The 16,111-nt window shown below is 41.4% G+C and carries 10 protein-coding genes; 7 read left to right on the top strand and 3 right to left on the bottom strand.

All coding sequences use genetic code 11. The features are described from left to right. Positions 1-21: 21 nt before the first annotated feature. From NMK93_RS15045 to NMK93_RS15055, 3 genes are all read right to left on the bottom strand, one after another. A complete protein-coding gene (locus NMK93_RS15045; protein ID WP_254530160.1) occupies positions 22-1,446 on the bottom strand; it encodes a dihydrolipoamide acetyltransferase family protein in 1,425 nt (474 codons plus the stop codon). A gap of 107 nt (positions 1,447-1,553) precedes the next feature. Next, the gene (locus tag NMK93_RS15050) at positions 1,554-2,804 is read right to left on the bottom strand and encodes a competence/damage-inducible protein A (RefSeq protein WP_254530163.1); all 1,251 of its coding nucleotides are present in this window, start codon (positions 2,802-2,804) and stop codon (positions 1,554-1,556) included. 26 nt (positions 2,805-2,830) lie between these two features. Beyond that, on the bottom strand, positions 2,831-5,443 hold the full coding sequence (locus NMK93_RS15055) for a putative LPS assembly protein LptD (protein WP_214648520.1): 2,613 nt from the start codon (positions 5,441-5,443) through the stop codon (positions 2,831-2,833). A 207-nt stretch (positions 5,444-5,650) separates the two neighbouring features. Here NMK93_RS15055 and NMK93_RS15060 point away from each other — a divergent pair, with 207 nt between their 5' ends. The 7 genes from NMK93_RS15060 (at position 5,651) to NMK93_RS15090 (ending at position 16,090) form a co-directional block, all read left to right on the top strand. Continuing rightward, positions 5,651-6,544, top strand: a complete 894-nt coding sequence (locus NMK93_RS15060) for an N-acetylmuramoyl-L-alanine amidase (RefSeq protein WP_254530165.1) — start codon at positions 5,651-5,653, stop codon at positions 6,542-6,544. Between the two features lie 69 nt (positions 6,545-6,613). Next, entirely contained in the window at positions 6,614-7,462 is an 849-nt protein-coding gene (locus NMK93_RS15065; RefSeq protein WP_254530167.1) for an N-acetylmuramoyl-L-alanine amidase, read from the top strand. 55 nt (positions 7,463-7,517) lie between these two features. After that, positions 7,518-8,465, top strand: coding sequence for an MlaD family protein (locus tag NMK93_RS15070; RefSeq protein WP_254530169.1), 948 nt, complete (start codon positions 7,518-7,520; stop codon positions 8,463-8,465). 291 nt (positions 8,466-8,756) lie between these two features. Then, positions 8,757-9,323 carry an RNA polymerase sigma-70 factor gene (locus NMK93_RS15075; protein ID WP_254530171.1) on the top strand — a complete coding sequence of 189 codons (567 nt, stop codon included), beginning with the start codon at positions 8,757-8,759 and terminating at the stop codon, positions 9,321-9,323. A gap of 96 nt (positions 9,324-9,419) precedes the next feature. Beyond that, positions 9,420-10,562 (top strand): FecR family protein, encoded by a 1,143-nt coding sequence (locus tag NMK93_RS15080; RefSeq protein ID WP_254530173.1) that lies wholly within the window; start codon positions 9,420-9,422, stop codon positions 10,560-10,562. A 43-nt stretch (positions 10,563-10,605) separates the two neighbouring features. Beyond that, positions 10,606-14,706 (top strand): SusC/RagA family TonB-linked outer membrane protein, encoded by a 4,101-nt coding sequence (locus tag NMK93_RS15085; RefSeq protein ID WP_254530175.1) that lies wholly within the window; start codon positions 10,606-10,608, stop codon positions 14,704-14,706. Positions 14,707-14,716: 10 nt separating this feature from the next. Then, the gene (locus NMK93_RS15090; RefSeq protein WP_185218537.1) at positions 14,717-16,090 is read left to right on the top strand and encodes a RagB/SusD family nutrient uptake outer membrane protein; all 1,374 of its coding nucleotides are present in this window, start codon (positions 14,717-14,719) and stop codon (positions 16,088-16,090) included. The last annotated feature ends 21 nt before the right edge of the window (positions 16,091-16,111 follow it).

Genomic DNA, 16,111 nt, shown 5'->3' on the forward strand with positions numbered 1-16,111 from the left:
GCGTTTTTGTTTTATTATGGATTAGATAACTCTTTCAGAGTCCCAATTTTCTAAGTAATCAGCCACACGTCGGATAAACTGCCCACCTAATGCACCGTCAATAACGCGATGGTCATAGGACATGGAGATATACATCATATGGCGTACAGCAATGACATCACCAAATTCAGTTTCAAGAACTGCGGGTTTCTTTTTGATCGTTCCGACGGCTAGGATAGCTGCCTGAGGTTGGTTAATGATCGGCATCCCAAAGATATTACCAAATGCACCGATGTTAGTGAAAGTGAAAGTACCACCTTGGGTATCGTCTGGTTTAAGTTTGTTGCCTCGAGAGCGGTTTGCCAAGTCATTCACAGACCTGGAGATTCCGGTTAAGCTCAGTTGATCGACATTCTTGATTACCGGAACGATAAGGTTGCCAGTAGGCAGTGCCGTTGCCATTCCAATATTGATGTTCTTTTTACGGATAATATTATAACCATCTACTGAAACATTCACCATTGGAAAATCTTTGATGGCTTTTGCAATAGCTTCAATGAACAATGGTGTGAAGGTAATATTCTCACCTTCAGATTTCTTATAGCCATCTTTTACTTTGTTTCTCCAATTCACCAAATTGGTTACATCGGCTTCGACTACAGAGAAAACATGCGGAGAAGTCTTGACACTGTTCACCATATGGTCTGCAATCAGCCTACGCATACGGTCCATTTCAATGATCTCTGAATCACCATTACTACTTTTCACGACCTGAGCTGCTGGGGTTTGAGGTTCAACTATTTTAGGCTGAGGTCTTTCTTCCGTAGCGGGTTGAACAGGCTTTGGCACTTGCACGCCTTTGTTCTGTTCAAGGTAATTCAAGATATCTTGTTTGGTAACCCTTCCTTCACCGCCAGTACCTGGGATACCGTCAAGCTCTTTTTGGGAAATACCCTCTTGCTGAGCGATATTCCTTACTAAAGGAGAATAGAAGCGGATGCCGGAGTGGATCTCCTGATGGTTGGATTCGATTTGAATATTTTTTTCCTGAACCTGATCAAGACCAGGGATATCATGGTCTGGTATTTCCAATGCCGGTGATTCGACATCAGCAAGGTCCTTATGAATGGATTCGGATTCGTTTGCAGTATCTACAGGCGTATCTGAGCTTTCAGTAGGTTCTTCCTGTTGGGTAGACTGAGGCTCTTGGCTTTCCTCCTCAGGTCCTTCAATTTCAATCAGGGCAATGACCTCACCGACCTGAACTACCTGATTTTCTTCGAACAATCTTTCTTTAAGAATTCCAGATACTGGCGATGGAACTTCAGAATCGACCTTATCGGTAGCAAGTTCTACAACTGCATCATCCTCTTCAATATGATCCCCAACCTGCTTTACCCATTTGGTCAGGGTCGCTTCAGAGACGCTCTCCCCCATCTTAGGTAACAAAAGTTTATATATTGCCATCTATTATTATTTGGATTGTTAGATTACTAAGTTAATTATTAATACTTACTTGACAAGTGAACAAAATTAAATATTTTATCATATATAATTAACAAAATATCGTTTTGTTAAAACTCTGATTCTTGTTGAAATAAGTTCCAGAGCATCAGTAATGCCTGAGCAGTAGTGCGTTCTATGTTAATTAAACGGTCATGATGGAAGTGAAACAGCTTTGTTTTCACCTCATTCTTACCCGCAATGGCCACCCAGACCGTCCCTACAGGTTTCTCGGCCGTACCCCCATCTGGGCCGGCAATTCCACTGGTAGCAATGGCATAATCCACTTCTAACCTTTGCTGAACGCCCTTTGCCATTTGAATGACGGTCTCCTCACTTACGGCTCCATGGGCGATCAAGGTTTCCCTATCTACCCCTAACACATGCTCCTTAACTTCATTGGCATAGGCAACAACCGCTCCATTGAACATTTTACTGGAGCCCGGAATTTCGGTTATCAACCTGGAGATATTGCCTCCAGTACAGCTTTCTGCTGTCGCTAAGGTCTTTCCCTTTTCAGAAAAAGCATGGACGATGACCTCTTCAAAACTGATATCCTCAGTAGCTACCACCGCATTGCCTATTCGATCGACCAATTTATTTTTCCAGTCCTCTGCTTCGACTTCAAGCTTTTCAAGATCTGATCCAGTTGCAGTCAACCTTAATCGAACCAAGCCGATCTTAGGCAAGTATGCTAAATGGATATGAGGAGGAAATTGATCCTCAATTGCTGCAATATGTTCAGCTAGATGGGACTCTCCTATTCCGACCGTCAGGATATATTTGTTGACCACCTTTTCTTCCGTCTTAAAGTCCTTCAATTTAGGAAGGACACGGTAAGTCATCAGGTTCTTCATTTCAAATGGAACCCCAGGAAGGAACACATAGACCTTGCCATCATGCTCTACCCACATACCGGGAGCAGTACCCCAATCATTGAACAGCACATCGGCATTGGCCAATACTTCAGCTTGTCCCTTATTGATTTCAGGCATGGTACGTCCGAAACGATGGAAGATCTGTTTGACATGTTCCATCACCTCTGGATTATGGACCAAAGAAGTGTTAAAGAATTTAGCAGCTGTAAACTTGGTCACATCATCTTTGGTAGGCCCTAGACCACCGGTACAGATGATGATTTCGGCACGGCTGGCAGCATCATGCAATGCTTCCAGGATATGGCTTTCCTGGTCTGTGATAGAAGTGATCTGTTGTATTTGGATTTGCTGGGCGAATAGCTCTTGGGCTATCCAAGCAGAATTGGTATCTACTATCTGTCCGAGCAAGATTTCATCACCAATGGTAATAATTTCAGCTTTCATAGATATAGTTTTATACAGAATGTCTATTAGTACGAATAGTGACTCTGTCTCTTGGTCAATTTTAAATCCTGTAATATGGATGCTTTCGCACGTATGGTAATATTATAACTCTTATAGGTTCCGAATGGCACCCAGCCCACCGACATATCCCAACAGTGCAGATCTCTATAGATGCTGACCTGGGTCATGGATGCTTCTTTCTGCACAAAGTCGTAACCGGTGTTGAATTGTACCTTCCACTTTGGAGTAACATTAAAATCACCATGCACGTTTACCGTACTGGTCAGTCTGGTCTCCATTCTTTGCTTTTCACGACTGAATACACGGGCATAGTTCATACTGAATGAACCGGCCAAGTTCCATGGAATATTGAAATCCACAAATGCATTCGGGTCGGTACTGATCCTTGCCAAGGCTTGCGCCTGTTCAGGCGTTAGGTTAGGCATAGAGCTTCTCAGGGAGTCAATATTATCGCTTCTGTTTTGGTTTGCTTTCGGGTTTAGACTATAGTCGAAGGATAAACCAAAGTTGGTCAAGCGTGCTAGCGTACCATCTTTGATTGCAAAACGGTCAATACGGTTACCGGTATATTTATCGTAGGTATATGGATCGAATACCCCGTTGAAGTTCACATTTACTTTTTTGTCGAACAGGGCTGTACGACCAGAGAAAGTAATCTGGGAAAGTTTCAGGGAATCGGCCGCCACGTTGTAGTTACCACTGAAGGTCAGACCTTGGATTATGGGCACCTTTTTGATCCCGGTACCGGTGGTGTCCTTATCGTTCCGGATCTTGGCCTCGAGGGTATTATCCACGGAGAATCCAATACCAAAGGATTTACCTGCGCTCGGTGTTCCATAAATACCGTTCTCGAAGATGGAGTATCTGCTGTACACCCCATTTTCATCCGTAAAGTCCCGATAGAAACCATAACGGGCATCCGAGAAATCGGGTCTATAGTTCACATTCACCGATGGGGTAATGGTATGTCGCATGGCTTCGATCTTCCCGATCTTCTTGTTCATCTGACCATAGATCTTGGTCGATAATCCTGAAGATACTGAATAGTCGTAAGCACGCTTAAAGCCCTGAAGGGTATCTCTTACGTTTTGAAATCCATAAGGTTGGTTCACCAGTCTGTTCCTTACATATTGAAGGTACCAGCGTTCTGTATAGTTGAATGAAGTATTGAATTGGAAGTACTTCATCACGTTTAAACTTAAACTTACTGGGATATTGTGCTGTACACCATTGGTGAATTTATTCAGTGATTCTTTTCTGAACAACAGGGAATCTGTCGTTACGATTCGGTTTTGACCTTGCAAGCTATATCCTACCGTGATACGCTGATACCATTTCTGTTCACCGATACGGTCTTTGGAATCGAATGGGTTGAAGGTTGCAACGTTTAAACTGATGGTTGGTAGGTCCATGGACAAGGCACCTGTCGATAGGTTCTGTTCATGGGACATATTTGCCGTGAAATTCACCTTGCCATCAGCAAACACTTTTCCGTAAGCAACCGATGAACGCATACTGTTGTTGATCGCTTGCTGAGGGTTATAGCCACCTGTTGTGGCAGCATTACGGTAAGCATTTCGAGAACCGAAGTTTACCGATGCGGAGAATGATGTACCTGGATTTGCTTCTTGACGTTGAGAGTGGTTCCAAGTGAATCGGAAGTTTTTCTCGCGACCATAATTATCGGTTCCTTCCACCCCTTGCACATATGAGCCATATTGAAGGGCGAAGTTACCATTGAACTTATAATTCACTAAGTATTGGGTCCTCACATTGGCTTCCCAGGTTCCTTTGGAATATAAGGTACCCCTGATTTCCGAGTCCCAATAATCATTGAATGTCAGGTACCATCCTAGATCACGCATCGCGAAACCTCTAGCGGCATCTTCACCGAAAGAGGGAAATAGGAATCCGGAACTTTTCTTGTCCTGTTTAGGAAAAAAACCAAATGGGATGGCCAAAAACTTAATCGGAATATTTGCTACGACCAAATAGGAAGGTCCGGCAATAATCTGTTTCTGGGTGATGACCCCTTTGGTAATCTGAATACCAAAGTGGGTATGTGGATAAGGTAGGTTACAGGTGGAGTAAAGCCCTTTGTAGAGGGACATTTCATCATAGATGTTTTTCCTTACCTCTCTGGCCTGAATGTATCCCCCGTCAACCTCGGTCATTACACCGAAGGTTTTGGGCACTTGAGTCTTATAGTTGTAGAGAAGGGAGTCGACCGCAATGGGCGATTCACCGGGCATGATCACGACCGGACGACCTACATATTTGCCGTTATGGTCCATTACCCCGGAGGCAAACAGGACATTGGTATTTCTATCCAAACGGATATAATCCGCTGCCAATTCAAACCCTTGGTATTTAACTTTGGCGCCTTTGTATAAGTGAAGGACGTTTTTACTGACCTGGTTCCATGAGGAATCATTTGCGGAAATGGTCACAACGGTTTCCAAACCACCTTGATCTTTCATGTGGACTGTATCCTGACCATTTACTTCCTTGAAGTTATTTCTGCTGGTATCGGTCGGAATTGTATCTCTTTGAAGGGTGTCTATTGTAACATTTTGAGTGCGAGAATTGGTCTCCACCTGAGCCTGTAGCACAGACATCCCAATAAAAAAAAACAGAATGGAAAGGAAAAAACAACTTAAGGCCTTCAAAATGAAATATGAATGTTATTTTTGTGCTAATTTTAAACTCTTGTTGGCAAAAATAGTCAAAAATCAATAACAACGATTAGGTTTTTCAAAAGTTAATCATATTTAACAGTTTACATTTGCAATGTTATTGATAGGACTAAAATAATAACGTTAACTATGAATTTCAATAAATCAACAAAAATATCGATTACGTTTGCAGCAGTACTTCTTCCCTTGATTTTCTTGAGCGGTATTGTTCATTCCACTGAAAAGAAAAATCCTGAGAATAATCCTCCTCAAACTTCGCAATCCAATAAAACATTCAAATTGGTCGTTATTGACCCAGGTCATGGTGGTAATCTACCCGGTGCTCGAGGAAGGACCACCGTGGAAAAGGATATTACGCTGCAAGTGGGAAAACGATTGAAAGAAGCGATTGAAAAAGAAATGCCTGGCGTAAAGGCTATGTTGACCCGTGAAACTGATGTGGATGTTCCATTTCACGAAAGGACAGCCTTGGCAAATAAAAACCATGCTGACCTTTTTATCTCTATCCACTGCAACTCGGCCGATGTCGACCGCCGAGTGAAAGGTAAGAACGGGCGCTATACCACCAGGACCATCAGGAACCCTGGAGTAAGTGGTACCGAAACTTTTGTTTGTGGTTTTAACAGGTTGCAGCGAGGAGAATCGGAAGTAGCCGTTAGGGAGAATGCCGATATTCTTTTTGAAGAGAACTATCAGGAGAACTATGGCGGATTTGACCCAAATGACCCTTCTACCTATATTATCTTCTCTTTAATGAAGAGGACATATCGCGATAAGAGTATTCGGTTTGCAACTCATATCCAAAATGAATATGTTAAAAAAGGCCGTCCAAACCGCGGGGTACAAGAATTATCCCTGGCAGTTTTAGCTTCGGCAGCTATGCCAGCTGTACTGACGGAAATCGGCTTTATTTCTAACCCAGATGAAGAACAGTTCATGGCTTCTGAAGCTGGACAGAATGAAATCGTAGGTAATTTAGTGGACGCCATCAAGCAATATAAATCAAATTCAATTGCACAGTAGGAATAGAATTTGATAGGAAACAGAAACGATTAAGAGAAATTGGAGAAATTGACAACAAAAAAGACAAACGTGATTCGGAAAATTGGGTTATTGTTGACTTGTATCTCAGTGGTTGTATTAGCGAGTTTTAAACCAAAAGATTTACAAAGCGACCAAAGTGGAAGTCCTAGAAAAATTAAAACAATAGTATTAGATCCTGGGCATGGTGGACATGATTCTGGGGCAGTAGGTAGGCAATCTAAGGAAAAAGACATTGCCCTACAGGTGGCCTTGAAACTGGGAAAGAAGATCCAGAAGGAATTCCCAGGCATCAAAGTGATCTATACACGTACCACGGATGTATATCCTAAACTTTATGAACGTCCTGCATTGGCAAATAAGCATCATGCGGACCTTTTTATTTCCATACACTGTAACTCAGGTGGTGCCAGTAGCCGTAGGGTAAAAAACAGCCGCGGTCGATATGTCACGCAACGTGTTCTGAACACCTCCGCGAAAGGAACCGAAACATTGGTTCTAGGTTTTAGCCGTACCGGTGACCAAGATGTAGCGATCCGTGAGAACGCATCCATCCTAATGGAAGAAAACTACAAAGAAAACTATGGTGGTTTTGACCCTAAAGACCCCTCTACCTACATCGTATTTTCATTGATGAAAAGAAAATTTAGAGAGCAAAGTATCCGTCTTGCATCCTATATGCAAGATCAATTTGCGGGATCTAGCCGTACGGACAGAGGTGTAAAGGAACAATCTTTAGCGGTTTTGGCAACAGCAGGTATGCCGGCAGTATTGACCGAAATCGGATTTATTTCCAATCCAGATGAGGAACGCTTCATGATGTCATCCGCTGGACAAGAATCAATTGTCACCGATTTGTTCAATGCCATAAATACCTACAGAAAAAGCATAGAAAAATAAACTTTTTCTTAAATTGGCGGTTAGAACAGAGTGGTAGTACTTAAATAGGGTAATTTTGAAAATATCTAACGAAACTAAAGTCGGGGCATTAACTAGTATTGCTATTGCAATCTTATTTATCGGTTACAGTTTCCTCAAAGGGAACAATGTTTTTAGCAGCGAAAATACTTTTTATACAGAATATGACAACGTGGACGGCCTAGCGGTTTCTAAACCTGTATTGGTCAGTGGTTTCCAAATTGGCCGCGTTTCTAAACTTACCCTTCAACCGAACGGAAAAATCAGGACTGAATTCAAGATCAACAATGACTATGATATCCCATCCAATACAGTGGCAAGAATTGTAAGTGCCGACCTATTGGGTAGTAAGGCCATCGTCTTTGAATTAGGGAACAGCACCACCATGGCCAGAAATGGAGATCCATTGCTATCGGATGTACAGGCTAACCTGATGGAAAAAGTTGAACCCTTGCAAAAGAAAATCGAAAACTTGGTCGTAAAACTGGATTCCGTATTATCGGGTGTAAACTCGGTATTGGATGAAAACTTCCAAAGAGATTTCAAGAGCAGTGTACATAGTATCTCTGTTTCCTTGAAGAACCTTGAAAAGATTACCGGTGATGTAGATGGATTGATGGGTGCAGAGAAAAACCGCTTGAGTAAGATCCTTGCCAATATGGAGTCCATTACCATGAACTTCAAAAACAACAACGAAAAGATCAATTCCATTTTAGCGAATCTGGATAACCTTTCAGATGACCTTTCAAAAACCGAAATCAAGGCGACCGTTGACAATGCCAACCAAACCATGAAGGATGTAATGGAAATAACCAATAAGATCAATACTGGAGATGGATCACTAAGTCAATTGATCCATGATGAAAAGCTATACAATAACCTAACAAATGCTTCCGAAAATCTGGACCAATTGGTGAAAGACCTGAAAGAAAATCCAGGTAAATACCTGAAGATTTCAATCTTCGGAAAGAAAGACACAAAATAGATTCAACGAATCAATTTTACAAAGAGCTCTAATTTTAATCGATTAGAGCTTTTTTATTGAATTATTTCAAACCGCTTAAATTGCTTAAACAACTATCAACTAATAACTTACCTAATTGACTACTAATTATAACCAATATTACATTAAAACAATAAAATATTATTTTAATAATTTTATACTTAAAATAATCAAAGTTTAATTAATTCTATTTGATGTAGCGATAAATATTACTATCCGTTTAAATCATATTGAAGTTATTTTAACACTGAGGATTGATATTTAAGCACTAAAATGTCCCATTTTGATAAATATTCCGATGAAAAGTTATTGGTCCTATTGAAAGACAGCGACCCTAAAGCATTTACAGAAATTTATAAAAGGTATTGGGACAAACTTTTGGTTATAGCCAGCAATAAACTTTCCGACATCCTGGTAGCTGAAGAAATAGTCCAGGATATATTCTTGGATATCTGGAAACGGAGGCAGAGCCTCAAACTCAGTGACCAAATAGAAAGATACCTTGCAGCAGCCCTAAAATATAAGGTCATTAATTATAGACATAGACTGGCAGTAGAACAAAAGTTTGTTGACTACAGTAAAAGATCGGAGGACGAGAAGTTCTATTCTATGGAAAACTACCTCCAATTTGAAGAACTCAAGACCAAATTGGAAAAATTGGTTACCCAGCTTCCCGAAAAATGCCAACTGGTCTACAAGTTGAGCCGTGAAGAAGGACTATCCCAAAAAGAAATTGCAAAGCGGCTATTAATTGCAGAAAAGACCGTGGAAGCCCATTTAACCCGGGCACTCAAGAAAATAAAATCAGGCCTCAATTATATCATCTGCTTGTTTTATTAAGACATCATTAAAAAAAAAATACTTTTTTTCATTTCCTATATAGGGATAAGGGCCCTCACCTTGATTATAGTTATATAGACCTATAATTAAATTACGATGACGGAACAAAATCGCTTAGCCGAACTGGAGCAGAAATGGCTCAATGGTTCGATTTCTGACGATGAGGCAAAGGAATATGCAGCTTGGTACAATAGTGCCCAGAACGACCCTATTAATATCCCTGAACATATTGCGAGTAGCAAAGAAGAACATAAAACCAGAATCCTAGAAGGTCTATTGGCAAAACTTGAGGTTTCTAATGGCAAAATTCTAGAGCCGAAACCAATGTGGTACAGAAATAAAACCTACCTAGGTATTGCAGCAAGCCTTCTGATGATCCTAGGCATCGCGTCTTATTGGTTTGTTACAGATAATAAAACCCCAGAAAACACAATAACATCTCAAGATAAAAAAGCCGGTACAGAAGGATTGGTCCTTTCTCTAGAAAATGGTGAAACCGTTGAAATCGACTCATTAGCAGACGGACTCATAGCGAGTCAGGATGGCGTTGAGATCTATAAAAAAGATGGGGCCATTTATTATAAAGGCGAGGCCGGAAAGACCTCTTTCAACACCGCCCACACGCCCAAAGGAAGGAAGTTCGAGATCCAACTGCCAGACGGTTCCAATGTCTGGTTAAATGCCGAATCTACCATTAAATACCCAATCGAATTTGCAGAAAACCAACGCAAAGTCCAGGTGACTGGCGAAGCGTATTTTGAGGTTGCTAAAAATGAAAATTCACCATTCATAGTTGAAACCGAAGACCAGACCATTCAGGTTTTGGGAACTCAATTCAACATAAATAGTTATTCAAACGAAAACGCTAGCAGAACGACCCTCTTGGAAGGAAAGGTAAAGATCTCCTGTCAAGGTGAAGAGCATTTCTTAACACCTAACGAACAAATTACTTATGACCGTCGCAAGGAAAAACTTGCCAAATCGGAGGTGAATGCCAAACAATCCATTAGCTGGGTCCAAGGATATTTCAACTTTCAAGATTCAGACTTAGCAGGAATTATGAAACAAATTGAACGCTGGTACAACATTGAAGTCGAATTCCAAGCAGGGGTAGATCAAAATCAAACCTTCTCCGGCCGCACGAGCATGAACCAAAATCTCTCTGAAGTGCTGAAAGTTTTAGAATTAAGTGGAATCAAAACACAGCTCCAGAACAACAAACTTACCGTAATCCCATGATCTAAAGAAAAGTACCAATAACCCTAATTACCATAACCTTAAAATGAATAGAATCAAATTAGCTATTATCACTTGTTTGATGATGCTTTCCTTACCCTTGTTTGCTCAAAAGGTCACCCTGAATGAAAAAAACAGCAGATTAAAGGACGTACTGGAAAAGATTGTCGAACAGACGAATTATGATCTCTTTTATTCCACTGAAATACTCAAGAAATCAAAAAGAGTACGGATAAAAGTTACGGACCAAGATCTTAGAACCGTATTGGATGAGATCTTCCATCACCAGACCATATCTTATTCCATTGCGAACAATACCATTGTCTTGGTCCCTAAGAGACCTAGGATCGTGGAAACGGTCATTGAGGTCAACATCGATCAACTGACAAGACCTAACTTGCCCCGAATGGTCGAGGGAGAGATTCGAGATCAAGCCGGAAAACCCATTCGAGGAGTGACCATCGTGAACAACAAAGACCCAAAAAACTCCAGGACCATTTCCGACATCAATGGGCGATTTAATATAGAAACCTCCAGGGGCGACTTGGTTACTTTTTCCTGCCAAGGCTACAAAGAGAGTACGATTTTATTTCGGGGGGAAAGAAACATGCTCGTGACGCTGTACAACCAAGTATTAGCGGTAAACGAAGTAACGGTAGAGGCGCGCGTAAAGAAAAACCTGAACCTGAATACCCAGATCGATATGACCAACAGGTCATATATGAACCTTGGTCAGTTACTGCAGGGAACTGTTCCGGGATTGACCTTACAGGTCCTTCCTTCTAACAAAAGAAAGATTGTCGGCATCACCGAAATTGGAACTATCCAATCTGGTCAAGGCGGCGGACTTAGAAAAACCTATTATACATTGGATCAATTCCTTCAGAAATTCTATCCAAACGGGCAAAGGATGATCGATGCCATTGAAAATAAAACCAGCCTTCCGGGTGGTGGAGATGCAGGTAGATTTTTTATCGAGTATTCCAATCAAGCCAGTGTTACCCTAGTTCCGGAACTCAGAGGTTCTGCCAGTTTTGGTAATACAGAAGGGATGATGGTCATTATCGATGGCTTCCCCGTTGAGGAATTCCCAGCGGACTATCCAATGGCAAATGTGGAATCGGTAGAAGTTATCAAAGACCCTAAAGAACTGATCAAATGGGGACCTCGAGCTACAGCAGGTATTATCCTGATCAAGACCAAGACCGGAAGAAAGAACCAGGTCAACATTACATATAACGCCAATATGTACTTTAAACCTGCTCCTAAATACGATATGGCCAAATTAGGATTAGCTAGCTCTTCAGATATTATAGACTATCTGAAAAGTGCTGCAACAATGGATCTTGTCCCGGGAGATGGCGATTTTGAAAACCTAAATTTAGCCGAAAGACTTTTCGCTTGGCGCAGGGACAACAAAATCACCGAAGCAGAGTTCAATCGGAGGATTGACTCGCTTTCGATCCTATCCAATGAAGCGCAGGTGGCTCATCTCCAACAGAACGTGATGTCCCAAAACCATTTATTGTCATTTTCTGGAGGTACTCCTCAATATATGTTTACCCTGACCGGGACCTATAACAATTTCAAATCCCATGGACTCAACAATAATTCCAACACCTATGGGGTTGACTTGAAAAATAACTTCAACCTGTTAAAAGGCAAGTTAATAGCAAACTGGCAGATCAATGCCAACAGGACCAATGCGCAAGGTGGTGCAAATGAACTGTCTATCTATAACCTTCCCCCTGCCTATCAGATGTTCCTGGATCGACAAGGAAACTATATCTATGATCAAAAGGTACTTGGTGAAGTCTACAATAACCTTATCATGAAAAACGGCTATTTCAACCATGGTATCAATATGTTGGAAGACAGTCGCTTGATGAACAGCCTATCCAAAAACACCTTGGTACAAAGTCGTCTGGAAATGAAATGGGATCTGTTCAAAGGCTTACGTTGGGACAACTCCGTATTCTATCGCATGACACGCAACAACAATGACCGAATTACAGACCGACAAAGCAGTGAAGGAAGACAACTCTTTAATAATTATGGGTCACCAAACTTTGGTTCGGTAGACTTTTATGTACCACCGGGAGACATCTTAAACAATAGCCAGGATAAGTATTTACAATGGAATATCCGTTCCGGTCTTAGTTACTCCTTAAAGATCGATGAACATACCGTTACAGCCAATATTGGTGCTGGTGGGGCCAACGAAACCAGGGAAAGACCAGGAAATGTAACCCGTTATGGATACAATAAAAATACTGGAAAAGGTTCGGCAATCTTTCTACCTGCAGGAGATAAAAATCAAGGTGTTGAAAACTTCAGAAGACTATACAGTAGTACTGCAGCCTTGATCTATCCATTTGCTCTATTGACTCCTTCATCAGGTGACACTTCGATCTTTAGGAACTTAAACTGGAATGCAGGAATCAATTACGATTATAAAGAGAAGACCATAAATTTCAATGCTAACTATAGCGAGGCTTTCAGTCCTAACTATGGAAAGGAGAAATTTGCTACAACTAGGACATTTAATTCCATCGTTGGTTACCAATTCAAACATAAAAACCTGCCCGATTGGCTATCAGGTGTTATGGTTTCTGCTGGTCTGATGGGAAATAAAATGCCTGACCTGCCTACTACAATTGGAAGTAACCGATACAGACAGGCAGAATGGAACAACTACGCCATCTGGGTCAATAATTTTATTCCCGTACCCCAGGCTGGCCAATCCTCATTCAATATTTTTGAAGAATTAAGATTGAACCTATTTGGTGGAGACCTATCCGTGTATGGTCGTTACAATACCATGAAATTGAGTGGTATATCCCCTAGCGGAAGCCTGACTGACTCCGCTTCATTTAACCAGCGTCGGACCCTCAGGTATTTCAGTGCGGGATTGGAAGGGTCATTAAGGGACGGAACATTGATGTTCAACGGAACCTTTGATCGCTCCCCAGAAGGCCAAAAGCAATTCAATGGTAATATTTCCTATGATATCAAGAAGGAATCCTTTTTCACTTCTGAGGGGATCAGTACCTTAATGATTGGTGCAACTTATCAAGACCTATCTTCCATCCAGGGTTTGGGATTGATGATGGGAACCAACAGCAGTGCGGGCGGAGGTTTTGGATTGGCGACCAATAGTACCTTTTCCGTTTTGCCACCAAGAAACAAAAACATTGAAATATATTTTCAATTTGGTCTGAACAATGACCGCCATCGAATTGATCTAAGGTACTATAACCGGTCAGACCAAGGAATCACCAATAACATCCCTATTCCTACCGACCCTTCAACAGGACTGGACAATCAGATTACCTTCAGTAACATTGTGAATAAAGGTGTCGAATTCTTCTATAAATCTGACATCGTCAGGAAGCCGAAATTCAGTTATAGTTTCGCCATCAATGGAGCCTATAATTTAAATATGGCCAAGAAGATTCCAAAAACGCCATATTCCGCCAGCAGACAATTTTTAACGGCTTTCCGCGAAGGTTATAGCACGACCAATGTTTGGGGATATCGTTGGGCAGGCCTAAATGCAGAAGGTGCCCCCCAAATCTATGATGCAAAGGGCAACATCACAGCCAACCCAGACTCTTCCGTTTTGGCGAATGATATCATCTACATGGGAGCAACAAGGGCACCATGGACAGGTGGTTTCATGCATGATATTACCTACGGCAAATTCTTCGCCCGTGTATCCTTTATGGGTAGTTTCGGTGGTATTATGCGCCGGTTCATCCCTGCCAATTCGGGGGCTCAATACGAAAATTCTAATTTGATCAGCCAGCGTTGGAAAAAACCTGGCGACGAAGCGTTCACCGATGTCCCTGCGCTGACTAATGATACAGGTTTATCCATCCGTAGTTTCTTAGCTCAGAACTCCAGCAATAGCTTTATGTCAGCCAATTTTATCCGACTCCAAGAAGTGATGGTCGGATGGGAGATCCCAAAGAGCTTTCTTAACGAAAAATATGTAAAAAGCCTGCGCATCTCTGCTCACATGCAAAATGTAGCCGTTTGGGCGAAAAACAGATATAAATATGACCCTAATAATGTGGATACAGGTGGTAGACTTGGTTTACCTACTCCTATTCAATATGGGGCTACACTAAACGTAATTTTCTAATCGTAACACCATGAAGACAAAACATTATTTTTTCGTTCTGAGTCTTGTGATTATATATACAATATCCTCTTGTCAGAAATTCTTGGATATTATGCCAAGCACCGGAAATGTAAACCCCTCTACCCTTAAGGACTTTCAGGAAATGCTGAATAGCGACTCCATTGCACGTTGCAATTTTATTCTTGCAGACCTCATGGCCGATGACCTCAGCTTTCCCGCCCTCGCCCGAAATGAATATTACGGCAATGCTTATATGTATGCCCAACATATTTGGGGTCCAGGCGAGATGGACTTCATGTACAAAAGCGCCTATGAGCGAATCCTGCAAATGAATATCCTGATCCTCAAGGCCGCTGAAGTAAAACCGAAAAATGAAGATGAGAAAAAAGGCCTTGCTATTGCAATCGCACAAGCAAAGGTGAACCGTGCTTGGTATTTTTTACAGTTGGCAAATATATATGGCCAAGACTATACCAATGGGAAAGCTGCAACAGAATTGGCAATTCCAATTTCACTGATCCCAGATGCCAGTGTTAAACCAAAAAGAGGAACAGTCCAAGAGGTATATACTTTAATCATTAAAGAGTTAACTGAAGCCATCGCTACCGAGGACTTCCCTGTTATGGGCAATACGATCATCCACCCGGGCAAAGCATCGGCCTTGGCCCTATTGAGCAGAACCCATTTACTGATGGGAAATTATGCCGAAGCTTTGAAATCAGCGGACGAATGCCTAGCCCTGAAATCTTCTTTATTGAATTACCAGACCCTTACTGCAGCTCCATTAAACCTTATAGACCAAAGTCGAAATCCAGAAGTTTTATTAGGAAAAACAGGTGTAGACCATGATCTAAACCTGACTTACTCTTTTAGGATACAGATCAGCAAAAGCTTAGACTCTCTATTAACATCCTCTGATTTTCGAAGAAGAATCAACTTCGACTACTATGATGTTTTTGCCAATCAAGATGGAAAATACAATTTCAATTATAGCATTGCTGTACCGGAAGTTATGCTCATCAAAGCCGAATGCCTAGCTAGGACAGGCAAACCTAAAGAGGCATTGCCGATCCTAAATCTGCTGAGAAAAAACCGCATTGAAAATTCAACTGATTTAGTAATAGCGGATGGTGAAATCTTAAAGACAGTTTTGGAGGAAAGAAGAAGAGAGCTGTTCTGCCATGGTGGCTTGAGATTGTTCGATTTAAAAAGACTGAACCGTGAAGAAAGGTTCAGTAAAAATATCATTCGAAGCTTTTATGACAATTATAACTATCAAGATACCACAGTCGCCATTATCAAGCCCAATTCACCGCGCTATTTAATGGAGATTGCTCCGCTGATTACCAACAACAATCCAGATATCAAACCAAATCCTAGATAATGAGTGATTTAGGTCAAGGAA

Source organism: Sphingobacterium sp. LZ7M1 (assembly GCF_024296865.1).
Lineage (GTDB): Bacteria > Bacteroidota > Bacteroidia > Sphingobacteriales > Sphingobacteriaceae > Sphingobacterium.

Bases quoted from the DNA above. Each gene is read 5' to 3' on its own strand.
- NMK93_RS15085 (WP_254530175.1), top strand. From the start codon at position 10,606: ATGAATAGAATCAAATTAGCTATTATCACTTGTTTGATGATGCTTTCC.
- NMK93_RS15075 (WP_254530171.1), top strand. From the start codon at position 8,757: ATGTCCCATTTTGATAAATATTCCGATGAAAAGTTATTGGTCCTATTG.
- NMK93_RS15060 (WP_254530165.1), top strand. From the start codon at position 5,651: ATGAATTTCAATAAATCAACAAAAATATCGATTACGTTTGCAGCAGTA.
- NMK93_RS15045 (WP_254530160.1), bottom strand. From the start codon at position 1,446: ATGGCAATATATAAACTTTTGTTACCTAAGATGGGGGAGAGCGTCTCT.
- NMK93_RS15090 (WP_185218537.1), top strand. From the start codon at position 14,717: ATGAAGACAAAACATTATTTTTTCGTTCTGAGTCTTGTGATTATATAT.
- NMK93_RS15055 (WP_214648520.1), bottom strand. From the start codon at position 5,443: ATGTCTGTGCTACAGGCTCAGGTGGAGACCAATTCTCGCACTCAAAAT.
- NMK93_RS15050 (WP_254530163.1), bottom strand. From the start codon at position 2,804: ATGAAAGCTGAAATTATTACCATTGGTGATGAAATCTTGCTCGGACAG.
- NMK93_RS15080 (WP_254530173.1), top strand. From the start codon at position 9,420: ATGACGGAACAAAATCGCTTAGCCGAACTGGAGCAGAAATGGCTCAAT.